Genomic DNA, 26,279 nt, shown 5'->3' with positions numbered 1-26,279 from the left:
GTGTTCTCCTGTTTGATCGGGTCGGGTTATTCGTGCAACGGTGCGGCCTGGGAAATCACAGCGCAGAAGTCATTGACCGTAGCGACCCAACCGAAGAATTTCTCGACGTTGTAGACGGTCGCCTGCTGAATGAAGTCAGGGCCGAGATGGTGCGTCGCGTCTTCCAGCATCACCCCGAAATATTCGAGATGGAAGGCATCCCGCAGCGAGCTCTCCACGCAGACATTGGTCGCAATGCCGACGAAAACGAGGTTGCGAATGCCCCTCGCCCGCAAGACGCTGTCCATATTCGTGTTGAAGAAACCGCTATAGCGGGTTTTCGGCACCAGAATGTCGCCGGGCTGCGGTTGCAGCTCATCGACGATGGCGTAATCCCATGTGCCCTTGGCCAGCAGTTTTCCCTGCAATTCGGGTCGTGCCCGCATGGTCTTCAAGGCATTGGACTTGTGCCAGTTGGGAGAGCCTGGACCACCCGCCTCGACATAATCCTTATCCCAGCCATTCTGGAAATAGATGACCTGCACACCGGCCGCACGGGCAGCCGACAGCGTCTTGCCGATATTGGCGATGGTCGATTTCGCACCCGAGATGTCGAACCCGGCCAGATCGACATAGCCGCCTTCGGTCGAATAGGCGTTTTGCATATCCACCACGACAACGGCGGTCTCGCTCGGTTTTAGGGAAATCGGTTCTGGCCGGGCGGGCAGAGTGACGCTTTCGGTGCGGCTCTTCGGCGGTGTGTAACCGGCAACCAAGGTATCGCTCATTCGGCTGCCTCCAGCGCCGCAGTTACATGGGCGCGGCTTTTCATCAAGGGCTGTACGAATTTGCCGAATTTTTCGATACCTTCGACAAAGTCATCGAAAGTCAGCATAACGCCACCGGTACCCGGCACTTCGCTCATTTCGTCCAGCATCGCGGCCACTTCCTCGTAGGAGCCGATCAGCGTTCCCATGTTGATGTTGACGGCGGAAACCGGGTTGGACATGTGCCTGACATTGGTATCCGATCCCGATTTCGTATCGACGGAGCTCTGGAGGCCCAGCCACTTGATGGCCTCCTGGTCAGCGCCAGCCTTGTAGTGTTCCCACTTTGCCCAGGCATCCTCGGATTTCTCTTCGGCCAGCACCATCGTCAACACGCAGGACCGCACATCGCGACCGGTCTTTTCGGTTGCAGCCAGCAACCGCTCATTGGTCGGTGCAAAAGCTTTAGGAGTGTTCACACCAACACCAAAGCAAAAGCCATAATCTGCAAATTTCGCCGAGAACGCCAGACCCTTATCCGACGAACCAGCGCAGATAAGTTTCACGTTACCCTCGGGCACCGGCTTCATCCGGCAATCATCCATGGTGAAATACTTGCCCTTCAAGTCCGATTGCCCCGTCGTCAAAAGCTCTTGTAGCACGGTCGTATATTCACTCAGATATTCGTATCGATCGCCGAAATAATCATCGCCCGGCCACAGGCCCATCTGGCTGTATTCCGGTCTCTGCCAGCCGGTAATGAGGTTGATCCCGAAACGACCGCCCGAAATGGAGTCGATGGTGGTTGCCATGCGCGCAACGATGGCTGGTGGCATGACGAGCGTGGCAGTGGTGCCGAAAAGCTTGATTTTCGATGTGACCGCCGCGAGCCCGGCCATCAGCGTGAAGGATTCGAGATTGTAATCCCAGAACTCCGTCTTGCCACCAAAGCCGCGAAGCTTGATCATCGAAAGGGCAAAATCGAAACCGTATTTCTCGGCTGCAAGCGTGATCTGTTTGTTAAGCTCGAAGGTGGGCTTGTATTGCGGCGCATTTTCAGAGAGCAGCCAACCGTTGTTCCCGATCGGTATGAAAACACCTACTTCCATTGCATTCTCCAGTTCTTGTTCCCGTGTGAACTTTTGAGAGATCAAATGCAGTTTCTGTGCCAGTCCGTGATGCCTATTGAAATCAATAGGTTAGTCTTTTTCTATATGTTTATTTTTATCAAATGATAAATTTTTTATCGGATGATAAATCTTTTGCCTGTTTTCTTAGCAGGTGGTCGTGGTCGATGTTAATTTTGAGGCAGAGTGTCGAGTCTGGACTGCGACGCAGACCAGACTACTTCATGTTTTGCCAGATGTCACATAGAGCACTGCCGGTATCTTCAGGCAGAGGTGACAGACGCGTCCTGATGCGTAGGTGGAAATTGCATTGCGATAGCTCTGACTTCATCGGCCCAAGCATGGCGGGCTTCCGCTGTGGTCAGATTGTGATCGGCGTTTTCGATGAAGGCGATACGCGGATTGCCATATCGGCAGGTCAGCAAGCGACCGCGCGGTCCGAAATTGGTTTCCAGCATCGCTGCACCAATGTCGCCTTCTGTAAAGACGATGGACATACGCGTATCATTGGCGGCTATCGCATTGAAATCTTGCGACAAGGCATGAAACCGTGGCGACAAGAACGGAAAACGCACCATAATGGGCGTTGTGAAGGAAATGGCCTTGCCCATCACCATGGCCCAGAGATTGACGATACCGTTCCTGACCCTGACTTCGCCGCGCAGCACCTTGCGCCAGAAGCTGCCGCGCAACAATTTGGCACCGTAGCTTGCCAAGGGCTGGCGCGATGAGATCAGCAGCGCTTCGACATCTGCATCAGGTGGAATGTAAAAGTCGAAAACATTGACCGGGACGACACCGCTGAAGCGCATGTCCCGCACGCCACTTTTAAAAGCGGCCCATCCGCCGCTGCACCGCCCGGTCACCACCACAGGAAACAGCTTCTTTTCCGTCAGAAACTCCATCGCGGCATCCACATCCGCAAGCTGACCGTCCCCATAGATGATCTGTTCCGGGCGACCGGGAACAGCAGGGCTGTCAGCAATATTGGCCATGTCGAAGCGCAGGCTTGCAACACCCGTGCGCGCTAGATCACGGCACAAGCGGACCGATATACGGCCCCAGCCGGATGCACGCTCATAGCCGGTCGGCAAAACCAGCACTGTCGCACCCTTGCGCGGTCCACGCGGCTCGCACAACACACCGTAGAGACGGTTGCCCTCACCAAACCGAACCGGAGTTTCCGTAAAACACTCGGCTTCGAGGGCCGAGGAGCCATGCTCTGGCAAATGGGTAGGAACGGTGACCGGAATGCGCTGCGTCAAACCGGCAGCCCACTTGGCGATGACATCGATAGAGGCCGTCGGCGGTACGGAAAAGAGAACATCGCGGATGAACCGTTCGTAGCCTTCAAAGGTCTGGGCCTGAACATTGACGCCAAGTGTGTGCAGATGTTCGGCAAATGTCGCATCCGCCGGACGGTTCTCCTGCTGCAGCATCAGAATGTTGGCGGCGGGTGCCCTCTGCGCATCGGTGATGTTCAGCAGTTTCAGTCCTGACGTCACCGCCTTCGGTATGACCTGCTCGCCCATGGTTGGCCCGGAGGCCGAATTTCCCGTCAGTATGGCGCCCTGATTGGCGATACGGCTCAACGCCACGAATTCTCGCAGCCAGTGACGCCCGGAAAGAGCCGGTGCCGCAAGCGCCACCCCCGCGACGTCATCCATCGTTTCCGCCACGCGCCACGCCATGGCACCACCGATCCCGTGGCCAATCAACAGCAATCTCTTGACACCAGCCAGTTCTCGCAGTGTCCGCGCCGCTGCCCTCACAGTATCAAGCCAGACTTCCAAACCATCAGCATAATCGGGATGGTCGAGCGCGTCGCCAGTACCGGGATAGTCGAAACGCAAGCTGGCCATGCCACGCCCGGAGAGTTCGGCAGCCAGTTGCTGCCAGAATTTTCGGGCGCAAAGTTCCTCGAACCCCCAGGAGCCCACAAACAGAACAGCCGTATCTGCGGCCAACGCCGTGCCTTCATTCCGAGATGGATCAGGAAGCGTCAATGCATCGGCAGGCCGGAAAAGACCGATCGTATCTGCAAAAACGACGGGATAGTCGGCGGCGATCTGCGCGCTTTTATCATCCGCTTTTGGCAGGTTGAAACCGGCATTCATGTCCCACCCTCCAATGGATGTCTCAAGCAACTGTCGTGCACCATGCCGTATTCACGTTAATCAATGCTTGATGTGTACTTCGAAATCCAAGCTAACGCTGCTTCCCCATAGGTCACGTTCAGCGAGACGTTGTCTCGCCCGCAGCCTTTGCTGCCATCAGGATATCATTGAGCTTGCGATAATATCCCGATGCTTCCGACGTTCCCTTGAAACCTTCAATACCAGGGAAATGCGTATCCCGTTCCCGCCACCAATTTTCATGGCCAATCGCAAGAGCCCTTTCCAGAGTTTCCAGCAGGCCAGTCTCCCGGTCTGGATCGTAGCACCAGCCCGTTCCAAGGTCGCGCAGAATTTCCGGTGTTCCGCCCCGCTCCGTCCCGATAACGGGTACGCCGTAGGTTGCTGCTTCCATCAGGATCAGACTTTGCGGCTCATGCCAGCGTGAGGGAACGACGACGACATCGGCGACCTTGTAGACCTCTTCCGGCGGCACGAAGCCCAGAAAGCGGATTGCGGCGTCGCCAGCAAGCGTCTTTAGATGCCGCTCGTAATCGTCCCTGCCACGACCTGCGATCAGAAGCGTGGCGGCCTCCGTCTGCGGCAATTTGAGGAAGGCCGTGATCAGATCCTCGACACCTTTTTCTTCAGCAAGAGCACCGAGATACCCGAAGGTGAAGGCTTCGCTGGTACCACTCTTGCGGCCCACGAGAGGCGCATGAAACAGCGCTTCACTGCGATTGGCGTTCAAAAGCACGTGCCAGTCGGCTTTCTTCAGAACGCCGTTGCGCAAGAACCGTTGGCGCAGGGCATCGCTGACCGAAATCGCGGTCACGCCATCACCCTTGCTGGATTTGATGCGCGCGGTCAAAACCCGGCATTCGAGGCAAGGCTTTTCACAATTACCGGAGCTGCGAAACATGCTCGATTTCGGGCATAGCAGCGCGTAATCATGCAAATGCAGACAGAGCGGTATGTTGAGCGCACTGGTCGCTTCGAAAATGGCGGGCTGCATTTTTGCGGAATTATGGGCATAGACGAGATCGACCTTTTCCCGCAGCAAAAGTTCCTTGACCTCATCGGCAGAGGTCGCGCCCAGCGCGTTGCGAATGTGCCAGGCCAGCTTGGTCAACTTGCCCACTGCTGGTTTGCGCGGTCCCGGCAGATAGCTATTGTGCCAATTGACGCGCAGAACCCTTATGCCATCGCCGTTGATGCTTTCGCCAGGAGGCGCGACGCTGTCACCCTCAAGACCGAGGGACAGAATGATGACGTCATGGTAACGCGAAAGCTCAGCCGCGCACATGCGTGCGACGATCTCTGCACCACCCTCCTCCTGGGGTGCGAATGTCTGTGCGACGATACAGATTTTCATCGGTTTCGCATTGTCTCCGTTACGCACGCCGCCCTTGAGAAGCATCTGGCGATCCATAGTATTTCAGCAGGAGTAAAGATAGCATCAAAGGCCTGATACGGCATCGAGGAGAGCAAGGGCGCTTCGGTCCCATGAAAACGCCGCCGCGCGCGCATGACCGCGCGCAATCATCTCGGCTCGCAGGCCCGGGTTCCCGGTCAAATGGGTGATCGCCCGAACGATGTCCTTCGCATCGTTAGGGTCGAAATAAAGCGCTGCATCGCCGCAAACCTCCAGCGCAGGCTCAATGTTCGATGACAGAACTGGGCAACCCAGCAGCATGGCCTCCAGGGGCGGAATGCCGAAGCCTTCATAAAGGCTTGGAAACACCAGCGCTGCGGCATGGCTGTAAAGTGCGGCGATTTCTTCGTCGGACAGGCGACCCGTGAATTTCACATGGTCTCGCTGAGTCTGGTTCCGGTCGCTATCCGGCACGTCGGCCTTGAAGACACTGGATGCGGCGGCACCGACCACAGCAAAGTCAGGGGCGGTATCGCCCATGATGCCGATGGCTTCGATGGCGCGCTGGATGTTCTTGTTGGGTGTCGGCGACCCCACGAAAAGCAGATAGCTGCCCGGAACTAGCTTGAGCCGCTGGAGCACTGTTTCATCCGGCGCGATGGACGCCAGATGCTCGCAGCTATTGGGGATGACGGAGACGTTTTTTGCGCCGATCATCTGCGTCAACTCACGCTTGGAAAACTCCGAAACGGTCGCGATGCGTCCACGGCGGGAGAGAAGATGACCCAAGGTTCCGTGCACGGCGCGATAGGCGGGTGAGAAGTTCTCGGGCGTGCGAAAAATCATCGCGTCGTGAATGACGGTGAGACTTTTGCCGTGCAAAACCGGGCCGCTATTGCACAGATTGATCAGTTTGCCGCTTCGTGCAGCCATAAAAAGCTGCGTCTGCTCCCACAGATGGCCGGAAAGACCTCCCGTCTGGCGCTGTTTGATGGCGGAAAGCGGCATATCCAGCGACGCGCTTTCGGGCGCAAGCAGCACCCATTCATCCTCGCTACCAGTCGATGCCAGATGCCGGTCGAGCGCCTTGACGATCTCCCTTGCAAATCGCTGCACACCACTGGTTTTTTGGGTCAGGAACCGTCCGTTGATGAAATTCGTCATGCGATCTTGCGTCTTTCCGCAGGCGGTTCATTCAATATGGTGCGGTAAAGCTGCATCAGTTCTTCATTGGTTCGCTCGCTTCTGTAGCGATCCATAAAGCGCTCATAGCCTGCCGCCCCCATCTGCGCCCACGCTTTGCTGTCGCGTAAAGCAATGGCTGCGGCAAGAGCGCGGTCATCGCCGGCGGGGAAGAGAACGCCGGTTACCCCATCAACGACGACCGATTGCAGGCCGCCGACTGCAGATGCGATGACGGGTTTTCGTGCGCGCATGGCTTCCAGTGCTACCAGCCCGAAACCTTCCCAGCGCGAAGGCATGGCGACGACATCGCAGACGGCCAGATGCCCGGCGATATCTTCCGGCGATTTCCAACCCAGCAGTTCAACATTGCCGGGTATCGTCTCCGTCCGCTCGTTCCGCGTCGTGACATGCGCACCGATAACCCGAAATGTGGCAACATCGCGCAATCTATCTGCTGCGCGAAGCAGAATATCGACACCCTTCTGCCGGTCCAGACGTCCAACGAACAGGACTTTGGTACGCGTATCGGTCCATTGCGCTGGCATTGCCGCTGGCAGTTGCGATGATATGCCGTTTTCGATCACCACCATCCGCCGCGCAGAAATGCCAGCCTTCAGACCCTGATCGTACTCATAACCTGAGATAGCAACGATGCTGCGTGCAAGGGGCGACAAAAGGCGCTCGACCCAACGCGCCGGGTGGCGCAACACTCCGAGTGTCTCCATGTCGAAGACCCAGCCATGCGGGCAATAGACAACAGGCGGAAACCGTCCCGGTAGCAGGCTGATCAACCGGCACACGCCACCTGCAAGGGTCGAATGTGCGTGAACGATATCCGGTCGGAAGGTTTTCACCTCCCGTATGACGGCCCGCGAAAGCGCCGGAAGCGCCGTCGAGCGTTTGCGCCTGACGAAGGTGGAGATGCAGGAAACGGGCGTGTTCTTGAGAAAGCTGACATGGGATTGCGGCACGATGACCCGGACGTTTTCCTCACCCAGCGCCCTGATCTGGCTCGGCACTATTTCGTTGAAATAGGTCGCGGGCCCACCGGGTATCGTCTCGAAAACGTGCAGAATCTTCATGATCCACCTTAGCCACGGCATTGGTTCGAAGACGACCTGCCCTTACAGACAAGACTTAAATCTTAAATTCCTTAATCAAGACAGAATATTGAAGGAGAAATAGCAAATGCCTGCTTTCGCCCTTTCATATTGCGCGCAATGCAAAGTGAAAAGGGCGTTTTGGCAGTTCCAGCCATCATTTTATGTTGATCATCTGCGGCAAAGACTACGGATTTTTGCACGGTAGCGTTCAATATATTTAAATGGTTGTAGCGTCATAAAGTAGCAACGGCCAGCAAGCATGGCGAACATCGCGGATTGAGGTAAGCGGATTTGAAAATCTGCATCGTATCGCAGACTTTTGCTCCACAGGAGGAGGGCGGCGCGGAAATTTCCGCGCGCCTCAGCGCAATCGAGCTTGGCATGCGACATGATGTGACCGTTCTTGCCCTGGGCAAGGAAGGCGACGCCATCGCACCTCCGGGAGAAGCGCGGTTGCCGGGCGGTATCCGCGTCGTGCGCCTTCCGTGGAACAACAGCTACCTGCCGCTGCCGCGCAAATCCTCTGCCGGGTTTCTGCGCCGGGCAGGCTGGCATCTGCGCACCGCCATGGGCGCGCTTTGCCCCGAGCAATTGACCCAGTTTTTCGTTACGGAAAAGTTCGACCTCATCTATGCGCAGAATTCGGCTTACATGCAGCCCGCTCTCTTCATCGCGGCGCGCAAGGCAAATATTCCGCTCTGTCTGCATCTGAGAGATTATGCCCTTCTCTGTCCCAAGACGAGCATGTTCCGCAATGGCGACAATTGCGAACGCCCCTGTCTCGACTGCTCCCTTTTAACCCGGCGCATGAAGGACATGACGGGTGACGGCATGACGGTGATCGCAGTCAGCGACGCTTTGCGGCACCGGTTCGTCAGCAACGGCGTGTTGCAGAGTGCCGACTGGCATGTGATGCACAACACCAATGCGACAAAAAGCACATACGACACATTGCTGATCGGCAGGCAGGCACCGGCGGCGGCGAAATTTACCTTCGGCTATCTTGGCGCCATGGCGGAAGAAAAAGGTGTGGCGGATCTCATCCGAGCCTTTTTGTCCCTGCCGCAACGCGGCACCTCAAGACTGGTCATCGCCGGTCGAGGCCACGAACGCGATGTTGCGCGACTTAAAAAGCTTGCTGCGGATGCGCCCATCGAATTCAAAGGCTTCGTCAGGCCGGAAGAAATCTACCGCATCGCCGATGCCATGATCGTTCCTTCGCGCTGGCATGAACCGCAAAGCCGAATTCTCGTCGAGGCACCGGTCTACGGCATTCCCGTCATCGCAACCACGCGCGGCGGCACAACGGAAATGATTCGGGAACACCAGACGGGCTGGTCTTACGATCCCGACAAACCCGATCTCCTCTCCCAACTCATGTCGAAAGCCCTCTCCATCGGCCAGAGCCAATGGTGGGAAAAACGTGACGAGATTTTCCCAGGTCTGGCGGATTTCAAGGGCACAGCGGAGTTATCGGGCTATTACGGACGCCTCGAATCCATCTTGGTTTCGGCTGCGGCTCGTTGAACGATCCAGCCCATATGGCTAACAGCTTCTTAATGGATTTCTGCGACGGTCATCGAACCGTTTTCGTTGCCGCTTCCTGCACAATGCGAGGCAATAAGGTTCGACATGTCCAATCTCGCTTGGCTCATCCTCATTATTGGCTGGTTGGTTTTTGCCTTTTATTACGTCAGCTCATTCTTCAAATGGGGCGTGCTGACCTTCTCGTCCTATTTCTGGATACGGTACAACGTGCTGCCCATTCTGGTCATGTCGCCGTTTGCGGAGTCCGACAAGAATATGGAAGCGGTCGGCGATTCCATCTACATCATCCGCGACTATATCAACGAGGCCTTCTATCTCTCTATTCTCGGCGTGGTCTTCGTTCTCGTCGGCATGGGATTGGCGACATTCAGTTCCGGCAAAAGTGCCATGTTCACCTTTGTCGAGAAGGGATATGCTTTCTGGCAGACGAAACCGGGTGCGTGGCTTTCCCTGATCGTCATTCTTTTCGCGACCATGGGCCTCATCGCACTGGGCGTCCGCCCTTTCCAGGGCAGGCAATTTTCGTTTGAAAACACCTCGTTGCGCCCCGCGATCAATCTCTATTCGGTCATCCTGCCGACGATCACGCTCAGCCTCCTCGTCTATGGTTTCGGCTATAGCCGGTTTTTCGTCTTCGCGGGCTTCATGTGCAGTGCGCTGGGCCTGATGATCGGCACACGCGGCGCCAGCATCGAAGTGCTGTTCATGTTCGTCGTCTGCCTCATCATCGCCTACCGTTACAAAAACCTCGCGACCTTCACCTTGTCCATCGTCGGCTTCGTGACGGTTGCCATCGTCATCGGTATTTTGCGCTCCACTGCAGATGGCAATGACAGCGTCGATATCTTGCAGGTCGTGTCCTACCAGATACTCTACGGCAACAATTTCTCCGATTTCCGCGATTACGCCTGGATTTTGAGTGGCTTCGATGGCCATTTCTATCGCGGCATGACGTATCTCGCGGGCTACATGGCGCTTGTGCCCTCATTCATCAGCGAGTTTCGAAACGACTTTCGCATGGGCATCATCACCAGCACGCTTGCGGGTCTCGATCCGCAGTTCCACGCCGGTCTGCGCCCCACCCTGTTCGGCGAGGCCTACCTGAACTTCGGCGTCCCCGGCGTCATGGTCATCGCAACCTTATTCGGGTTCTACTTCGGAAAGCTGCAAATGTGGGTGCACGACAACCTGCAACCCAACCGCTTCGGCCTGCGCAGGGTCGCATGCGGCTATATCGCCTTCCTGTTTCTGTTCAACGCAGTCTTCACACCGGGATTTTATTACGTTTATGTCGTGGTCGCGTGGCTTACGGGCGGCATTATTCTGTCCTATCTGCTGGACAAGCCCGCATCGGATGGCAAGATGACCCCGTCCACCCACAAAGCGTAACGCTATTTGCCGGTTGGCCTGTCTTTCCAGAACGTCCCCAGCCAAACATCGGTCGAGGGCGGCCGGAAGGCGCCAAAGCCGGAGGTTGGGCTGAAGGTCATTTCGCCGAACACAGGCCCGGAAGGCTTGTCGTAGAAATCGATGCGGACGAACTCGAACCCTTTCGCCAGCGTGCGCGCCGCCGAGAGAATGGCATCCAGATGCGGTGGACGCGGAAGCTCGCCTGTCTCAAGCGGATAATAATGCCCGAAATCGAGCTTGTTCCAATGCTCGTCATAAAAGCAACGGCGGTGATCGCTAAACCGTGCCGTATCGATCTGAATACAGGGAATATCATCCTCAAAGCAGAACAGTTTATAATCGACAGGCGCCTCGCCATTCTCGCCGATGAACGGCTCGATGAATATTTCCGGCTCGATATGATTGTACCACTCTTCCGCAAGCCGCCATGCCGTGCGGCCGGCCAGCCAGAGGTCGCATTTTTCCTTGGCACCGACCAGATCGGCGGGGCCATAAACGAATATATTTCGGTCCGACCCGTGGTTGACCTTGATGACATAGGGAAACGGCAGCGGCGGACAATCATCGAGATTTTTGCCGCGCCAGAGGATCGGCGTGACCCACTGCGGACCCAAGACCTCTGCGACATAGGCTTTGACGGCAATCTTGTCGCTGAGCGTGATGAGGCGCGGGTCCGACTGCGGCCCCGTCCAGGCAATCTTGCGCGCGCACAGATGCTCGTTCAGCGTTTTGGGGTGGTCGAGATCGGCCCAGAGCTTGTGGTAGCGATAATATTGCAGTTGCGTCGCCTGCTTGATCGGCAGGCTTTGAATGGCGGCATGATACAGCTTTTTAAGGAAACGACGTCTGGGTGAATGCTGCTTTTGGTCCAATGCCATGTCTTCAACCGCCTTCTTTAAATGAACCCGCTCAGTTAAATTTTCAAATCTATGATCGCGATGCCCGCCACAGCAACGTGCTGGAAATCGTTGCCGTCACAATTGCCGTGAAGAAGGCGGAGAGGCCAGCGCCGATAAAGCCGAAAGCGCTGATCAAGAGAAAACTCATGCCGATCGACAGCAGCACGCTGGACAGATTGACGAATGCGTAATGTCCATCCTTGCGCAGGCTGTTGAGCCCAAGCCCCATTAGGTCCGTGCAGGAGCGGACGACGGCGGTCAAAAGCAGAAGGGCAAAAATACCCTGATGCTGGCCAAGTTCCGGCATATTCATGAAATGCACGAGAATATTGCCGCTGACGAAAATGGCGACACCCAGGCCGAAGGCCACCGCCGCTGTCTTGGTGAACTGCCAGATCATGACCTTACGCCATTCTTTCATGGAGCCGGTATTATAGGCCTTGAACAGCGCAGGAATGGCAACCTGAAGGACCGCCGTTGAAATCAGCGTTTGCAACGCATTGGCCAGCGACCAGTAGAACGTATAGACGCCTGTCAGCGACAGCGTGAGCAGAATGGAAACGATGTAGCGATCCGCATAGACCAGCCCGACATTGCTCATATCGCTGATGTAGATCAACCACGCCTTGCGCATTCGCTTTTTGACCCAGCGTGTGCGCATCGGTGCCTGAAAAATCCGCCGGAACGGCCATTGCCGTAAAAAGCAGGCGAGCCCGAAGAACATGACGATATAGCCAAGGCTCCAGGCGACCATGATCGTTTCGATGTTACGGAAGCTTTCGAAGGCAAGCCCAAGACCGATGACGGGTAATATCCACGACGATGTTCTCAGGAAAAACAGTACATTGGCCTGACTGGACATTTCCTGCGCAATGAGCGGGACGTGGATGTCGCAGGAGATCGTCTCCAGCCAGACGACGAGAAGAACGAGAAAATAAAGCGGGATGACGGCATGGCCCATGAAATAGGCGACGATCAAGGCAATCGCCGTCATCGCAGCCAGCGATGACACGGTCACCATCAGTCGTGTCTTCATGTAGACCCCGGCAATACCCGAGGTCTTGCCGCTGAGGTCACGCGCGATGAAATAATTCAGGCCCCAGCCCAGAGCCGCAGGGGCGGCATTGACCACACCGAGCGCCAGCCCGTAGACGCCTGCAGCCTCAAGACCCATGAACTTGACGATGTAAAACGACAGCGCGAACCGCAGCACCAACGTAGAGCCGCGAAGCCCCATGTTGAAGATGACGTTGAGACCGGTGACGGAGCGACCTTGCAGAAAGGGAATACGCATGGCTGTCCTGTTGTTGTTTTCAGCCAAGGTCGGTCCTCAAAATTGCAAGCCGGACCGCGTCATGCGCAGCACTTTGATATTTTCCAGGCCGCTCTCTTCCAACGATACGAGCGCGATCACGACACTGCCTGTGTCTTCCTCATGCTGCATCAGGAAAACCTCATCCAGACCATGGCGCGCATCTGCATTCAGCCTCGATTTCGCCGCCACGCCACCGTCGATGACGACGAGATCGAAAGCCTCGCCCTTGTCGTCTCTCGGATCAGCGAGGTTTTCGCCGCCACGGATGTTTGCCGGTGCGAAGGTCAGAAGCGGAATGGTCTCGACTTGATACCGACGTTCGGTGGCACCCTCTTCCGCCTGCTCCGGTAGCAGCATGGCGGTCATCAGCGGATCATGGTTTGCGGAATCGACCAGCAGAACGCGGCGTCCCAATTTCGACACCTCTGCCGCCAGATTGAAAGCACTGTAGGCCGCCCGATTTTTCGGGCCCGTGGAGACGACGAGGATTCGGTGATTGCCCGCAGGTTGAAGTGCGGAGGACACAAAGCGAGCCAGACCATCGAAGCCCTCGTCTGCCGGGGCTGCGAGCGACTGCACTTCCCGCTGCCGGATGATACCGCTGCCAGTGGCAACCGGCGTCGCAGCAACGGCACTCCGCATAACAGGTAAAAGTGCCGCGGGCGGCGGGCTTTCGGCAGGGCCTGTCGGAAGAGAAGCCTGTGGCGCGCGCACCATTTGCAGATCACTCGGCTGGCCACGGAACTGATCGCGGAGGATCAGCAGTCCCGACGCCAGGATAAGACCAAAAATGCCGCCACCGGCCAGCATCAGCGCGCGCGGTGGTCCGGCCTTGCGCAGCGGCGGCTCTGCGGTGGAAATGATCTGCGGATTTTCGCTCGACGCGCCCTGCTGTTCGGAAAGCTGTTTGGTTCTCAAGAGGAACGCTTCGTAGACCGCGCGGTCACTATCCAGCTTCCGCTGCAATTCGCGCAGCCGCACCATGGTCTGCTCGTCACTGTTGAGACTTGTTTTCAGCGTGTTGGCGTTGGTGGTGGAAAGCTTCAGCTGATTTTTCAGCCGCGCCAGATTACCCGATGTCGCCGTCGCGAAATTCCGCAGCTGCTCGTCCAGAATATTGGCCAGAGACTGGGTCCGCGCCCGCGCCGCCTGCAAGGACGGGTGCTGCGCACCCAGTGACGTTGCCTGAACGGATTCCTCTTCGCGGCTTTCTTGATATCGCGCGCGCAGGGAGATAATGGCTGGCGTCAACGATGTGTCGGGAATGGACCGCAGATATTGCCGGTCGTTTCTTGCGCGATTGAGCTCGGAGACCAGCGCTTCGTTCTCGGCAACGGAGGCCTGTAAACGTGAAATCTCGGTGTTGGCATCCGCGATGCGCTGCTCGACATCCGGTCGGCCCTGAATATCCGCCAGATTATGCTCGGCCCTGTAGGCCTGAACGGCGCGGTCACCGTCTTCCACCGCCTTGCGCAACTGATCCAGCTGCGCCGCCAACCCACCACCGGTCCGGCGCAGGACATCGCTGTTCATTTCAATGCGCACCTGCGCGTAAGTCGTGGCAATCAGGTTGGCGAGTTCCGCCGCCCGCTGCGGGCTGTCGGACTTCACCGAAATGTTGACAACGAAGCTTTTGCCGACAGCGGCCACGGAGGTGACCTTGCGCAGCGCATCTAGCGCCAGATTGCTGCGCCGCTCCTTGTCGGGATAGACAGGCTCGGCAGCGCCAAAATCGGGATCGTCGTAAAGCTTCTGACTTTCGACGATGCGCGACAGAACCTGCGCCGATGTAATAATGTATTGCTGGTTCAGAACATGTGAGTCCACCGCACGGGGTTGCCCCGGCAGGTCGCTTTCCAGAACCCGCGATCCCTCTGGGTCCAGCAGGATTTGTGACGTCGCGACATAATAGTTGGGGATCAGCAGCGAGGCACCGAATGCCAGAGCCGCACACAATATCCCGATCAGAAGAATGAAAAGCGCATTGCGCCATAATAAAAGTGCCAGCCGCAGCAGATTGTTGGGCCCGCTTGCCTGTTCACGGTAGTGTGGCTCGTAAGACGTGGTCTCGTTCATCGCCATCTCGGTTTACGATCCCATGTTCTTATTGCGAAGTTTCGACATCGTCATACTCTCGAGCGCTCGCTCTTGTCTTTGGCAGTCCAGCCAGATCATACGCATTGCGCGCAATTGTGGCTGAGCCACAGATCTGCCGAACAATCGCCCCGCACTTGACCATCCGACATCCTAGACAGAACGAGTTAATATACCGTTTTGCGAAAACACAGACGCTTCAAGTCTATCGCGCTGGCCGAAACCTTAGATCGCAGGTCTTCTATCGATAGGGCATCATTCAACTTTAAAAGCGAGGGAAAAGGACTACAGGAATAAACTTAGTCGGCTAATGATTATATGCGGCTGTTTCCGAGCCAATCGCCCAGTATCAGAAAGTTGGCGGCGTGCAGGCACTGATCACCTCGCAGGGCACCGGGCCCACACAGCGAAATGTGTGCGGTCGCCTGCTTTCAAAATAATAGGCGTCGCCGGGACCCAGGATGCGTCGCTCGTCATCAACGGTCACTTCCAGCCGACCTGACAGAACGATGCCCCCCTCCTCTCCCTCATGCACCAATGGAACCCGACCCGTACCAGCGCCCGGCTGATAGCACTCCTTTAATATCTGCAAGCTTCTGCCAAACAGATTGTCGCCGATCTGCCGGTAGGAAATTGGTCCCTTGCCGATCTCAACCAGTTCCTCGGCAGCATAAAACGCCTTGCGCGGCATTTCCGGCTCGAACGTGAAAAACTCGGCCAGCCCAATGGGAATGCCATCGAGGATTCGCTTCAACGCCCCCACCGATGGATTGGTGGAATTGGATTCGATCAGCGAAATCGTGGAATTCGTAACCCCCGCCCGCTTGGCCAACTCACGTTGCGATAGCTTATGAATGGAGCGCAAATGCCGCAGCCTGTTGCCTATGTCGACGACCACCTTCGTCTCCCTGTTTTTAGATGTTCGATATTCAACAAACAGTCACACACGCAAACAGCGAAATCAATGGATTAGCCAATAGAAGAAAAGGACTGTTCGACACCGATGACATCTGGAATGGTACGTCATCACAACATGGGGAAACCAATGGATCACAACAGCAAATCCAACATGCCGAATTTGGAAAACTTCTGGATGCCGTTCACGGCAAACCGGCAGTTCAAGGCGGCGCCTCGCCTCCTGGCCAGCGCCGAGGGCATGTATTACACCGATATCGACGGCAAAAAAATTCTGGATGGAACTGCGGGTCTGTGGTGCGTCAATGCGGGACATGCGCGCAAACGCATCACTCAGGCCGTCGAGCGTCAGTTGTCCACTCTCGATTTCGCACCGACGTTCCAGATGGGTCACCCAATCGCTTTCGAATTCGCCGAAAAACTCGCCGCTGTCGCACCTGGCGGACCGGATGCAGAACTCGACCGCGTCTTCTTCACGGGTTCAGGCTCGGAATCTGTCGATACCGCGCTTAAAATCGCAATTGCGTACCAGCGCGCAATTGGCCAGGGAACCCGTAGTCGCATTATCGGGCGCGAAAAGGGATATCACGGCGTCGGCTTCGGCGGCATTTCCGTTGGCGGTCTAGTCAATAACCGCCGCGTTTTCCCACAAATTCCCGCCGATCACATGCGCCACACACTGGATCTGGATCGCAACGCCTTCTCGAAGGGTCTCCCAGCCCATGGCGTGGAACTGGCGGACGATCTTGAACGTCTCGTCGCTCTGCACGGTGCCGAGACCATTGCCGCTGTGATCGTAGAACCCATGTCGGGTTCGGCTGGCGTCATCCTTCCGCCCGAGGGATACTTGCAGCGCCTGCGAGCCATTGCAGACAAGCACGGCATTCTTCTGATTTTCGATGAAGTCATCACCGGCTTCGGCCGCCTCGGCAAACCCTTCGCCACGGATTATTTCGGCGTGGTGCCGGATCTGGTCACGACCGCTAAGGGCATTACCAACGGCGCAATACCGATGGGCGCGGTTTTCGCCAAGCGTGCCGTTTACGACGCCCTGATGCATGGACCAGAAAAACAGATCGAACTTTTCCACGGTTACACCTATTCCGGCCATCCCGTGGCGTGTGCTGCCGGTATCGCAACACTAGAAATCTATCACGACGAAGGCCTTCTCACCCGAGCCGAAACACTGGCAACGGCATGGCAGGACGCGCTGCATTCGGTAAAGGGCCTGCCCCATGTTCTCGACGTCCGCAATCTCGGACTTGTCGGTGCCATCGAACTCGCACCACGTGACGGTGCTCCGGGCACCCGCGCCTACGATGTTTTTGTCGAGTGCCTGAAGAAGGGCCTTCTCACCCGTGTGACCGGCGACATCATCGCTCTGTCGCCACCACTGATCATTGAAGAAAGCCAGATTGGCGACATCATCTCGATTATCAGTGATGTACTGTCCCACACGGCCTGAGATTGCCAAACGTTTCAGAGCGGCCAACCAAGGCCGCTCTGATCAAAAATCAGCGTTGCTTTGCCAAATTTCAGCTGATTTTACTCAATTGAATTAATTGAGAAAATCATGTCATACGAAACCGAAAGAGAACTTTCGTTTCAACACCCCGTATGGTCAATTATCTATGAATTTCCTGAGTTTCGGACCCACTCGGCTCCACTAAAACGGCGATATGCTCAGCCACTTGGCGAGTCTGGCTTCGAATGTCAGGCACAGCAGTAATTTCCCAAAACTGCCCCGCTGTCAAGGCTCCCACGGCAAACAAGCCAGGCCGGGGGGAGCCATCGCACGACAGAACGCGCGATTTGTCATCCACTCTGACGCCGAGGCCAAGTGGATCGATCTCCAGCATGTCCTGTTCCCGCATATGCTGCAAGAGCAGCGAGTGGCCAATTCCCGCACGTTCCATGCCGGTACAATTGACCAGCCAATCAAAAGCGAGAGAGATCTCTTCAGACGTGCCGCGTTTGCGATAAACGAGACTGTTCTCATCACCCTGCCGTGTGATCTTCGATACAAAACCGGCATGCACGGTCACCGTACCGTCCTGCACCAAAGAATCAAAGACCTCATGCACCTGCGGCGCAATCCGGTGCCGGTGAATGTTCCACCAAGCAAGAGCGTGGCGGAGGAAGCGGGAGCGTTGCTCCTGACCAAGGCTCTGCCACAATGGCTGCGTCTGATGCCTCAGTCCCTCCATAACGCCTCGCCACGCCGCGCCTGCCCTCACCTGACCCCGCAAGTCCGAAAGTATCTGGCTTATCTCCCGCCGATCATCTTGAAGTGCTGGCTCAATCGCCTTAACCGGCGCACGGCTATGTGGATGCGGTGCAAGACCCCTGCGCGACAGGACGTGGATTTTTCCACGATGACGTTTGTTGCGAAGCGAAAGAACCTGATCAATCATCGTTAGGCCTGAGCCGAGAATGACAATGGTGTCATCCGCGCCCACGCGAGACAACCAACCCAGCCGCCAAGGGTTCCGCACAACGCGTCGTAAGAGAGCCATGTCAGCATCCGAAGTTAGCCGCGGCAAACTCGCGGTCCCGACGCCCAAACAAAGAGCGACGTTAGCCGACTGCAATTTACGACCGTCACTCAATCGAAAGATCGTTCCATTTTCATCACAAGAAAGACAGGACATGGCTTTCGCTTTGACGAAATCTACTCGGGCCCGCTGGCTTTGGCTCCTAAGCAGAGATGCGAGCGTATCCCTGAGATAAAGACCATAATCATTGCGCGACGCGAACGTCGCGCCATCGACGGCTCGGCCACGCCTCGAAAGCCAATCCAAGAAATCGTTCGGCTTATCTACAAATGCACTCATCCTTGCGGCAGGCACATTAAGCCGGTGCAAATGTAATTCGGTGCGATAGGCAGTGCCTCGACCGAACGCGGAGTCATCCCCTACAATGGCGATGGATGCTGTGGCTGGTAGACGCTCCAAAAGATTGGTGACGAGACTGATCGCGGAGAACCCGGATCCGACAACGGCGACATCATAAACCACTTCAATACTCCCATGCTTTTACAGGCCGAAGAAAACCCCAACTGCTATCGAAAGGCAAACGGGAATCAGCTAGACCCGTACGAGACCTTATACAGCCGTCGCCAGATCGAGTTAGCCGCGGCTAACGGTATCACGTAGCGAACAGCACAACGCCGAAAATCCGGTCACGGAATCCCATTTCACGTGAAAAATCACGGTTAGCCGGCTGAAAAGATTCATGTTTGCTCTCGGCGAATGCCTATTGCACGAAAAAGAGAATCGGCGCTTATATCCCAGTTGCGGAAAAAACCGATTTCAGCGGAAAAAAACGCAACTGATCTAGCAAGTGGAAAAATCCGATATGACTCAAAGTGCCGATCTGAAATCTGCCGAGAAGGCGCCCGACCTGACGGGCCTCATTCTTCAGCATTCGGCCGCGCTGTCGGCGCAGCTGCAAGCGCACAACGCAAACACCTTCGCACCGCTTGCGGAAAAAAGCATGCGGAATTTTTCTCCGTCGGAAACGGCCAAGCTGATCGGGATCGGTGAAGCCTATCTGCGCCAGATCGCAGCGGAGCAGCCTGATCTCAGCGCGTCGCAAAGTGGCGGTCGTCGCAGCTACACCGTCGAAGACATTCACAACATCAGAAAGTTTCTGGACCAGGGCGCACGCGGCACGCGGCGTTATCTGCCGCACCGTCGCGAAGGCGAAGACCTTCAGGTCATAGCGGTGATGAACTTCAAGGGTGGGTCTGGCAAGACAACGACATCGGCGCACCTTGCGCAATATCTCGCGCTGCGCGGTTACCGCGTGCTCGCAATCGATCTCGATCCGCAGGCCAGTCTTTCGGCTCTGTTCGGTCATCAGCCGGAACTCGATGTCGGTCCGAATGAAACACTATACGGCGCGATCCGCTACGACAGCGAACAGCGCCCGATCGCGGAGATCGTCAGGGGAACCTACATCCCGGACCTCCACATCATTCCTGGCAATCTGGAACTCATGGAGTTCGAACATGATACGCCGCGCGCTTTGATGCGCCGTGCGCCTGGCGACACCTTGTTCTTCGCGCGTATTGGCCAGGCGATAGCCCAGGCACAGAACTTCTACGACGTTGTCGTCATCGATTGCCCGCCGCAACTCGGTTACCTCACGCTTTCGGCTTTGACGGCAGCAACATCGGTTCTGGTTACCGTTCACCCGCAAATGCTCGATGTGATGTCGATGAATCAGTTTCTGGCCATGACCGGCGATCTGCTGGCAGAAATCGGCAGAGCCGGCGCTCGTTCCGATTATCACTGGATGCGCTATCTCGTGACCCGCTTCGAGCCGAGTGATGGTCCGCAGAACCAGATGGTCGCGTTTCTCCGTTCCATATTCGGTGAACACGTCTTGAACCATCCGATGTTGAAAACGACGGCCGTTTCCGACGCTGGATTGACCAACCAAACACTCTTCGAAGTCGAGCGTACCCAGTTCACACGGTCTACCTATGACCGCGCGCTGGAATCCATGACCAACGTCAATGCCGAAATAGAAGGCTTGATCAAGAAAGCCTGGGGTAGGGCAGCATGAGCAGAAAAGAAATCTTCGCAAATCTTGGTGGCAAGACCCCGGATAACAACGAGGCACCCGCAGAGCGTTCGCGCCCTCGCATCCGCCCAATCCTTGGTTCGCCAGAACTGGTCACGGATGTCGTGAATTCGCCGGTCGGAATGATCGGGCAATCGCTGAATGAAGTCTCCGAGCGTTCCAAGCGTGCGGAAGAGATCGAACGCAAGCTGGCCGAAGGGCTGACGATTGTCGCTCTTGACCCGGCAGACGTCGATCCATCCTTCATTCCCGACCGTATGCCATCGTCCATCGAAGCGGATGTCGGTCTTGTCGAAGCAATCCGTGAGCAGGGACAACAGGTTCCTATTCTCGTTCGCCCTCACCCAGACTATCCGGGCCGCTATCAGGTGGCCTTCGGTCATCGCCGTCTGCGTGCCGTGGCCCAGATTGGCATTCCGGTTCGCGCCGTTGTTCGTGACCTGACCGATGAGCAGCTCGTCGTTGCCCAGGGACAGGAAAACAACGAACGTCGCGACCTGAGCTATATCGAAAAGGCGCGCTTTGCCCAGAAGCTTCAGATGCGTTTCTCGCGTGAAACCATTATGGCTGCCATGTCGCTTTACAAAGGCGATCTGTCCAACATGCTGTCCGTCGTCGGTCGTATACCGGACGATATCGTTGACAGCATCGGTCCAGCACCCGGTGTGGGTCGCCGCAACTGGATGGATTTGGCAGAGCAGCTTTCCTCGTCGAAAGTCAATGAAGCTGCGCGCGCTTATCTCAGCGATGAGAGCGTTGAAAAGCTTCCTTCCGAAGAGAAATTCAAATCGATCCTCGAGTTTCTGAAGCCTAAAGCCGAGCCAAAGAAGACGGGTGTTCTTTCGACGCAAAACGGCCAGAAGCTCGCAAAGATCGTCGAGACTGACAACAGGGTCGATATCTCTATCGATCGCAGACAGGCGCCGGAGTTTGCCGCGTTCGTTCTCGATCATCTACAGGCGCTTTTCGAAGAGCATCGCGCCAAGCAGTAACACGCATATCAACAGAACGATTAACAGGAGCAGCAAGCCCAAAAGAAAAAAGCCCCCGAACGTTGCCGCACGGAAGCCTTTCTTTGATCTAAGCAACCAAAGAATCTCATTTCCGCGAATCATAGTCAAGAGTCTTGGCATCGATATTTCTTCGGTGAGCGATTTTCTTTTGCCTTTTTGAAGGTGAGAGACATGAATAGCGATATTGTAGCGACGCCTTTCGGGCGGCGGGGGTTATCCCTTGGCCGTTTGGCAAGTCAGTTCGCATCGAAAACGGTCGACCCCAACAGGTCCATCGACAAATGGAAGATGTTTCGCGCGACTTGCGAAGCACGACCTCTGCTGGGCGTAAGCGATAGATCGCTGGCGGTCCTGAACGCTCTGATCAGCTTTTATCCAAAGGCAGAGCTGTCGGAAGAAAATGGCTTAGTCGTCTTTCCGTCCAACCAGCAACTTTCCCTTCGCGCCCACGGCATGCCAGAGCAAACGTTGCGGCGTCACCTCGCAGCCCTGGTCGATGCCGGTCTTATTCTGCGCAAGGATAGTCCCAACGGGAAGCGTTATGCGCGCAAAGATCGAAGCGGCGGTATCAGCGATGCCTTCGGTTTTTCACTCGCGCCACTGATCACCCGTGCAGACGAGATCCAAGCCATTGCAAGACAGGTCGTCGATGACAGGCTCGAGCTTCAGCGCCTGCGTGAAAAAATCAGTTTGTGCCGACGCGACATCATCAAATTTGCCGAAATCGCACTTGAGGAAAACGCAGACGGTGACTGGGCAAAGTTTCAAACGCGCTATTTCACGCTCAAATCGTCCTTGGATCGCAAATCGAAAGCGCCACATCTGACGCTCGTACTCGAAGATTTGACGATTTTGCGCAATGAGATGGCTAACCGACTGGAAAAACACATAGAAATTCAAAAAATAAGCGCCAATGCCTATCAAAATGAGCGGCTTATACAGAGTTCAGAATCCGAATCTATTTTTGAAACGGAGCATGTGGATAATTCTGTGGGAACAGCTGAAAACGCGCAGCCTGTGGAAACGAACTCAGCTTTTAAAAAACTGGATGAAGCTACCAGCACACAGACCAAATCTGTCGCCAGAACAGAAGGCTTCGACCTCCAGACTGTAATCAAAGCATGCCCGGAAATATCGCTCTATGGCCCGAATGGCGCTGTCAGAAGCTGGCAGGAGATGCAACACGCCGGTAAAGTGGTCAGAAAGATGCTGTCGATCAGCCAGTCGGCCTATGATGACGCGGAAAGAGCCATGGGCGTGCATGCAGCAACAGCAATCTTAGCGTGTATACTCGAGAAATCAGCAACCATCCAATCTCCGGGCGGTTATCTGCGAACGCTGACGGAAAAAGCGCTATCCCGCCAATTCTCGATCAAACCCATGCTGATGGCGTTGTTACGGACACAATTATCATCGAAGTTTGAGCCTCGCTTGCAATAGCGAAAACTGGATGAGTGACCCACTACGTGAAGTCAGTAATAAATGTTGACTCACAACTGAAAGATTTTTATGTCGGCTGGAACGAAGATGACGAGGAAGAACCGATGACCGCTGCCGGACTGGCCGTAGACGTGCACCACATGGAACCAAGCCGCACCAAGCGCCTGAAAGCAGCGACACGGGGTGCTCACGAGGCGCTGGACGGCTTCATCATGGCTGCAAAACCTTTCGAAAGCCGTGAAAATTTTGGCAAGTTCGTCCAGACCCAGTACCTCTTTCACAGTGATCTTGATGCTTTGTTCTCGAACGAAACACTGGACGGGCTTCTGCCGGATTTGAAGGGCCGCAGGCGACTGGCTTTTATCGTGCAGGACTTGAACGATCTGAGCATTTCGACACCGGAAACACAGGCCACGCGGCTCACCATCGATGACGCGGATTTCGACCTACCAGAGGCTTTGGGATGGCTCTATGTCATTGAAGGATCGAACCTCGGTGCTGCTTTTCTGTTGAAGGATGCAGCCAAGCTTGGGCTCGACGAAACCTTTGGCGCACGCCATCTGGCTGGGGCACCGAAAGGGCGTGGTCTGCATTGGCGCACCTTTGTTGCAGCGCTTGACGCCATTGAACTCACCGCAGAAGAAGAAGACCGTGCCATTGCCGGTGCCGAGGCCGCATTCCGCGCGGTTCACGAGCATGCCAAGCGAATGATGATCTGACGATCCGGTGATGGTTGTAGCCACGGATAAGCTCTAGCTTGCCCTCAGCACAGGTTGAGCTACTATGGCCCGGTGGCGGGGAGGCCACTCATAGGAGGTTCAATGACGTATCGACTTATTACACGGCGCACTGCCATGGCGCTTGCCGCGTCCGCAGTCTCACTTTTCTCGGTGGGCACTGCGGCTCACGCGCAGGGTTTTCCAGACCGGGCAATAACGCTCGTTGTTCCTTTCGCTGCGGGTGGTTCGACCGATGTGGTTGCCCGCGTTATCGCGCAGAAAATGGGGGATGATCTGGGGCAGCAGGTCATCGTTGAAAATATCGCAGGGGCAGGCGGCAATCTCGGTGCCGACAGGGTCGCCAGAGCCGAGCCGGACGGATACACGGTGCTGATGGGCACGGTCGCAACCCACGCGCTCAACCCTCTCATCCTCAAAACCAAGCCCTATGATCCCGAAAAAGACTTCGCCCCGATCTCGCTGCTGGTTGTCGTTCCCAATGTACTGGTGGTCAATCCGCAGCTTCCGGTGAACACGGTTGCCGAATTGGTCGCGCTGCTGAAGGCTGAGCCGGACAAATATGCTTATGCCTCCTCCGGTAACGGCACCCCGCTTCACCTGTCGGGTGAGCTGTTCAAGAGCATGACAGGCGTTTCGATGCAGCACGTTCCCTACAAGGGGTCCGGTCCTGCGTTGAACGATCTCCTTGGAAACCAGGTTTCCATCATGTTCGACAATCTTCCGTCGTCATCGGGACACATCAAATCCGGCACATTACGTGCACTGGGCGTGACCACCGCGGAAAGAGCATCGTCCTTCTCTGACGTACCGACGATTGCCGAAACCGTGCCCGGCTATGAGACCTACACCTGGAACGCACTGTTTGCGCCCACCGGGACGCCAACGGAAGCCATAGACCGGCTGAATGCGGCTGCGAAAAAAGCACTCGCAGATCCCGGCGTTGCCGCTCGCATGGCCGATTTCAGCGCCCAGATTGTCGCATCGACACCGGAAGAATTGAAGACCCACGTCTCAGAAGAAATCGCAAAGTGGGGACCGGTCGTTAAGGACGCAAACGTTCAGATGGACTGACGCTGCGTCGAAGATAGGCGTAGCGCCAAGGTCATGAAGATGATCGGCCCGGTTTTCCGGGCTGGTCTGCATGCTGTTCCATATGCGACAGTCTGCTCCAGTCCCCAGATGGCGGTTAATGCATATCCCAGTAATGTCCCGAATAGCACGCTCCCAGTCTGGATGGGCTGCAACGGCATGAGTGCTTGCCTTTTTACGGTTTCCCTGCCAGCTTGCAGGCCATAGTGGCGCTTTGGTGGGCATGGAAATGCGGCGAGACGATCTTGATACGGTGATCGGCCTTGTTGCTCTGTCTGATCGGAAAGCATTCGCTTCGCTCTACACGCGAACGAGCCCGAAACTTTTCTCCATATGCCTTCGTATACTCAAAGACCGCACGGACGCCGATGAAGCGTTGCAGGAGGTCTATGTAAAGATATGGCAGCGTGCGCGGCAGTTTTCCGCCGTGACCGGAACAGCCGAGATATGGATGGCAGCAATTGCCCGCAACACAGCCATTGACATGATCAGGGCGCGCAAACCCGTTGCCAGTGAACTGAGCGACGGCCCGGAACTGGTCGAAACTGCGCCCGACCCGGAGCAGACGCTGCTGTACAAGGACACGGGCCGGGGAATTGACCTCTGTCTCGGCGAGTTGGAGGACAACAAGGCAAAAGCCGTTCGACAGGCCTATCTGGAGGGCATGACCTATCAAGAGCTTGCCGAGAGTTATGCCGTACCCTTGAATACGATGCGAACATGGTTGAGGCGCAGCCTCATCAAGCTGAAAGAGTGCATGGAGCGATGACAGAACCTGACGACAGCAATGGAGACATTCACCGGGACGATATCATCGTTGCCGAGTATGTGCTTGGCGTGCTGTCCCTCAGCGACCGCCAGCAGGTGGAAAGACGCATGCGTTCCGATGATGCATTCGCCCAGCAGGTCCATCAGTGGGAAGCACGGTTTTCAAGTCTGAATGAAGACTATCAGCCTGTTTCGCCGAATGCTTCGACCTATACAGCCATTGAGGCCCGCCTGTTTGAACAGACCGGCGCGGCTGGGCGGGGTCTCGTGCCATCCCTGTGGGGGTCGCTTGTATTCTGGCGTGGGCTCAGCGCGCTGACGACGGCCTGTGCAATCATCGCGGCTGTCTCCTTCATAACATTGCCCCAGCAATCGCGTGTTTCATACATGGCAGAGCTTTCATCCCCAGACGCTCCCATGGCGCTGATGGTGTCCTATGATGCGGGCTCCGGGCGGATGGCGATGACGCCGATGGCGGCTGGTGAGGCGTCGCAGAAGTCTCTGGAACTGTGGATGGTCAAACCGGATGGTACGCCCCATTCCTTGGGCGTTTTCGATCCGAAAAGCGATGCTGAGATGATCATTCCCGTCGATATGCGGGACCAGATGCGCGATGGTGTGACACTGGCCGTCAGTCTTGAACCCTATGGCGGATCTCCCACCGGCAAGCCGACGGGACCCATCCTTGCCAGTGGAGCGACGCGCCAGCTTTAAAAAAGTATAAAGGCTGAAACTTTGGCTGAACATCATCCGTAGTTTCTCATGTACCGGATACGTCACTTGCAAAAACGCTCGTGACGATTGGCGG

Annotated in this window: 21 protein-coding genes; 10 read left to right on the top strand and 11 right to left on the bottom strand. The window is 56.1% G+C overall.

Translation table 11 applies throughout. From position 1 onward, the window contains the following. Positions 1 to 26 precede the first annotated feature (26 nt). The 6 genes from rutB to QRN55_RS04755 form a co-directional block, all read right to left on the bottom strand. Entirely contained in the window at positions 27 to 767 is a 741-nt protein-coding gene (rutB, locus tag QRN55_RS04780) for a pyrimidine utilization protein B (protein WP_233124477.1), read from the bottom strand. After that, positions 764 to 1,855, bottom strand: coding sequence for a pyrimidine utilization protein A (rutA, locus tag QRN55_RS04775; protein ID WP_233124476.1), 1,092 nt, complete (start codon positions 1,853 to 1,855; stop codon positions 764 to 766). The genes rutB and rutA overlap by 4 nt, the downstream gene beginning before the upstream one ends. Positions 1,856 to 2,136: 281 nt before the next feature. Beyond that, the gene (locus QRN55_RS04770) at positions 2,137 to 3,990 is read right to left on the bottom strand and encodes an alpha/beta fold hydrolase (RefSeq protein WP_284775274.1); all 1,854 of its coding nucleotides are present in this window, start codon (positions 3,988 to 3,990) and stop codon (positions 2,137 to 2,139) included. Positions 3,991 to 4,108: 118 nt separating this feature from the next. Beyond that, positions 4,109 to 5,407: a glycosyltransferase gene (locus QRN55_RS04765; RefSeq protein ID WP_284775272.1), complete on the bottom strand. Its 1,299-nt coding sequence runs from the start codon at positions 5,405 to 5,407 to the stop codon at positions 4,109 to 4,111. 39 nt (positions 5,408 to 5,446) lie between these two features. Beyond that, positions 5,447 to 6,526 carry a glycosyltransferase family 4 protein gene (locus QRN55_RS04760; RefSeq protein WP_284775270.1) on the bottom strand — a complete coding sequence of 360 codons (1,080 nt, stop codon included), beginning with the start codon at positions 6,524 to 6,526 and terminating at the stop codon, positions 5,447 to 5,449. Then, the gene (locus QRN55_RS04755; RefSeq protein WP_284775268.1) at positions 6,523 to 7,629 is read right to left on the bottom strand and encodes a glycosyltransferase; all 1,107 of its coding nucleotides are present in this window, start codon (positions 7,627 to 7,629) and stop codon (positions 6,523 to 6,525) included. Before QRN55_RS04755 ends, QRN55_RS04760 begins: the two co-directional genes overlap by 4 nt. A gap of 312 nt (positions 7,630 to 7,941) precedes the next feature. Here QRN55_RS04755 and QRN55_RS04750 point away from each other — a divergent pair, with 312 nt between their 5' ends. Then, positions 7,942 to 9,177 (top strand): glycosyltransferase, encoded by a 1,236-nt coding sequence (locus tag QRN55_RS04750; RefSeq protein ID WP_284775266.1) that lies wholly within the window; start codon positions 7,942 to 7,944, stop codon positions 9,175 to 9,177. Between the two features lie 105 nt (positions 9,178 to 9,282). Continuing rightward, a complete protein-coding gene (locus QRN55_RS04745) occupies positions 9,283 to 10,587 on the top strand; it encodes an O-antigen polymerase (protein ID WP_284775265.1) in 1,305 nt (434 codons plus the stop codon). Positions 10,588 to 10,589: 2 nt separating this feature from the next. Here the strand turns inward: QRN55_RS04745 and QRN55_RS04740 are convergent, their stop codons facing one another. The 4 genes from QRN55_RS04740 to QRN55_RS04725 form a co-directional block, all read right to left on the bottom strand. Next, positions 10,590 to 11,486, bottom strand: coding sequence for an ATP-grasp fold amidoligase family protein (locus QRN55_RS04740; protein WP_284775263.1), 897 nt, complete (start codon positions 11,484 to 11,486; stop codon positions 10,590 to 10,592). A gap of 49 nt (positions 11,487 to 11,535) precedes the next feature. Then, positions 11,536 to 12,828, bottom strand: coding sequence for a lipopolysaccharide biosynthesis protein (locus QRN55_RS04735; RefSeq protein ID WP_284775260.1), 1,293 nt, complete (start codon positions 12,826 to 12,828; stop codon positions 11,536 to 11,538). Between the two features lie 9 nt (positions 12,829 to 12,837). Further along, on the bottom strand, positions 12,838 to 14,898 hold the full coding sequence (locus tag QRN55_RS04730; RefSeq protein ID WP_284775258.1) for a GumC family protein: 2,061 nt from the start codon (positions 14,896 to 14,898) through the stop codon (positions 12,838 to 12,840). Positions 14,899 to 15,265: 367 nt separating this feature from the next. Beyond that, positions 15,266 to 15,814 (bottom strand): cupin domain-containing protein, encoded by a 549-nt coding sequence (locus QRN55_RS04725; RefSeq protein ID WP_233124466.1) that lies wholly within the window; start codon positions 15,812 to 15,814, stop codon positions 15,266 to 15,268. 147 nt (positions 15,815 to 15,961) lie between these two features. Between QRN55_RS04725 and aptA the strand changes: the two genes are divergently transcribed. Further along, the gene (aptA, locus tag QRN55_RS04720) at positions 15,962 to 17,296 is read left to right on the top strand and encodes an omega-aminotransferase AptA (RefSeq protein WP_284775254.1); all 1,335 of its coding nucleotides are present in this window, start codon (positions 15,962 to 15,964) and stop codon (positions 17,294 to 17,296) included. A gap of 160 nt (positions 17,297 to 17,456) precedes the next feature. On the opposite strand, the gene QRN55_RS04715 is transcribed toward aptA, so the two are convergent. Beyond that, a complete protein-coding gene (locus tag QRN55_RS04715) occupies positions 17,457 to 18,848 on the bottom strand; it encodes an FAD/NAD(P)-binding protein (RefSeq protein ID WP_284775252.1) in 1,392 nt (463 codons plus the stop codon). Between the two features lie 340 nt (positions 18,849 to 19,188). Between QRN55_RS04715 and repA the strand changes: the two genes are divergently transcribed. The 7 genes from repA to QRN55_RS04680 all read left to right on the top strand — a co-directional run bounded on the left by repA (position 19,189) and on the right by QRN55_RS04680 (position 26,185). Then, entirely contained in the window at positions 19,189 to 20,403 is a 1,215-nt protein-coding gene (gene repA / locus QRN55_RS04710) for a plasmid partitioning protein RepA (protein ID WP_111838722.1), read from the top strand. Next, positions 20,400 to 21,413, top strand: a complete 1,014-nt coding sequence (gene repB, locus QRN55_RS04705; protein WP_284775249.1) for a plasmid partitioning protein RepB — start codon at positions 20,400 to 20,402, stop codon at positions 21,411 to 21,413. The genes repA and repB overlap by 4 nt, the downstream gene beginning before the upstream one ends. 192 nt (positions 21,414 to 21,605) lie before the next feature. Next, positions 21,606 to 22,874: a plasmid replication protein RepC gene (repC, locus tag QRN55_RS04700; RefSeq protein ID WP_284775247.1), complete on the top strand. Its 1,269-nt coding sequence runs from the start codon at positions 21,606 to 21,608 to the stop codon at positions 22,872 to 22,874. A gap of 104 nt (positions 22,875 to 22,978) precedes the next feature. Beyond that, positions 22,979 to 23,593 (top strand): biliverdin-producing heme oxygenase, encoded by a 615-nt coding sequence (locus QRN55_RS04695; protein ID WP_284775246.1) that lies wholly within the window; start codon positions 22,979 to 22,981, stop codon positions 23,591 to 23,593. Between the two features lie 102 nt (positions 23,594 to 23,695). Continuing rightward, the gene (locus tag QRN55_RS04690) at positions 23,696 to 24,685 is read left to right on the top strand and encodes a Bug family tripartite tricarboxylate transporter substrate binding protein (protein WP_284775244.1); all 990 of its coding nucleotides are present in this window, start codon (positions 23,696 to 23,698) and stop codon (positions 24,683 to 24,685) included. Between the two features lie 247 nt (positions 24,686 to 24,932). After that, on the top strand, positions 24,933 to 25,472 hold the full coding sequence (locus QRN55_RS04685) for a sigma-70 family RNA polymerase sigma factor (protein WP_284775467.1): 540 nt from the start codon (positions 24,933 to 24,935) through the stop codon (positions 25,470 to 25,472). Further along, the gene (locus tag QRN55_RS04680; protein WP_284775242.1) at positions 25,469 to 26,185 is read left to right on the top strand and encodes an anti-sigma factor; all 717 of its coding nucleotides are present in this window, start codon (positions 25,469 to 25,471) and stop codon (positions 26,183 to 26,185) included. The genes QRN55_RS04685 and QRN55_RS04680 overlap by 4 nt, the downstream gene beginning before the upstream one ends. Positions 26,186 to 26,279 lie beyond the last annotated feature (94 nt).

Source organism: Agrobacterium sp. lyk4-40-TYG-31, from assembly GCF_030209855.1.
In the GTDB taxonomy this organism is placed as follows: Bacteria; Pseudomonadota; Alphaproteobacteria; order Rhizobiales; family Rhizobiaceae; genus Agrobacterium; species Agrobacterium vaccinii.
Note: the sequence above shows the minus strand (reverse complement) of the source record. Positions and strands in the feature narration are given on the sequence as shown.

Bases quoted from the DNA above. Each gene is read 5' to 3' on its own strand.
- rutB (WP_233124477.1), bottom strand. From the start codon at position 767: ATGAGCGATACCTTGGTTGCCGGTTACACACCGCCGAAGAGCCGCACC.
- rutA (WP_233124476.1), bottom strand. From the start codon at position 1,855: ATGGAAGTAGGTGTTTTCATACCGATCGGGAACAACGGTTGGCTGCTC.
- QRN55_RS04770 (WP_284775274.1), bottom strand. From the start codon at position 3,990: ATGAATGCCGGTTTCAACCTGCCAAAAGCGGATGATAAAAGCGCGCAG.
- QRN55_RS04765 (WP_284775272.1), bottom strand. From the start codon at position 5,407: ATGCTTCTCAAGGGCGGCGTGCGTAACGGAGACAATGCGAAACCGATG.
- QRN55_RS04760 (WP_284775270.1), bottom strand. From the start codon at position 6,526: ATGACGAATTTCATCAACGGACGGTTCCTGACCCAAAAAACCAGTGGT.
- QRN55_RS04755 (WP_284775268.1), bottom strand. From the start codon at position 7,629: ATGAAGATTCTGCACGTTTTCGAGACGATACCCGGTGGGCCCGCGACC.
- QRN55_RS04745 (WP_284775265.1), top strand. From the start codon at position 9,283: ATGTCCAATCTCGCTTGGCTCATCCTCATTATTGGCTGGTTGGTTTTT.
- QRN55_RS04740 (WP_284775263.1), bottom strand. From the start codon at position 11,486: ATGGCATTGGACCAAAAGCAGCATTCACCCAGACGTCGTTTCCTTAAA.
- QRN55_RS04730 (WP_284775258.1), bottom strand. From the start codon at position 14,898: ATGAACGAGACCACGTCTTACGAGCCACACTACCGTGAACAGGCAAGC.
- aptA (WP_284775254.1), top strand. From the start codon at position 15,962: ATGGATCACAACAGCAAATCCAACATGCCGAATTTGGAAAACTTCTGG.
- repA (WP_111838722.1), top strand. From the start codon at position 19,189: ATGACTCAAAGTGCCGATCTGAAATCTGCCGAGAAGGCGCCCGACCTG.
- repB (WP_284775249.1), top strand. From the start codon at position 20,400: ATGAGCAGAAAAGAAATCTTCGCAAATCTTGGTGGCAAGACCCCGGAT.
- repC (WP_284775247.1), top strand. From the start codon at position 21,606: ATGAATAGCGATATTGTAGCGACGCCTTTCGGGCGGCGGGGGTTATCC.
- QRN55_RS04695 (WP_284775246.1), top strand. From the start codon at position 22,979: ATGACCGCTGCCGGACTGGCCGTAGACGTGCACCACATGGAACCAAGC.
- QRN55_RS04690 (WP_284775244.1), top strand. From the start codon at position 23,696: ATGACGTATCGACTTATTACACGGCGCACTGCCATGGCGCTTGCCGCG.
- QRN55_RS04685 (WP_284775467.1), top strand. From the start codon at position 24,933: ATGCGGCGAGACGATCTTGATACGGTGATCGGCCTTGTTGCTCTGTCT.
- QRN55_RS04680 (WP_284775242.1), top strand. From the start codon at position 25,469: ATGACAGAACCTGACGACAGCAATGGAGACATTCACCGGGACGATATC.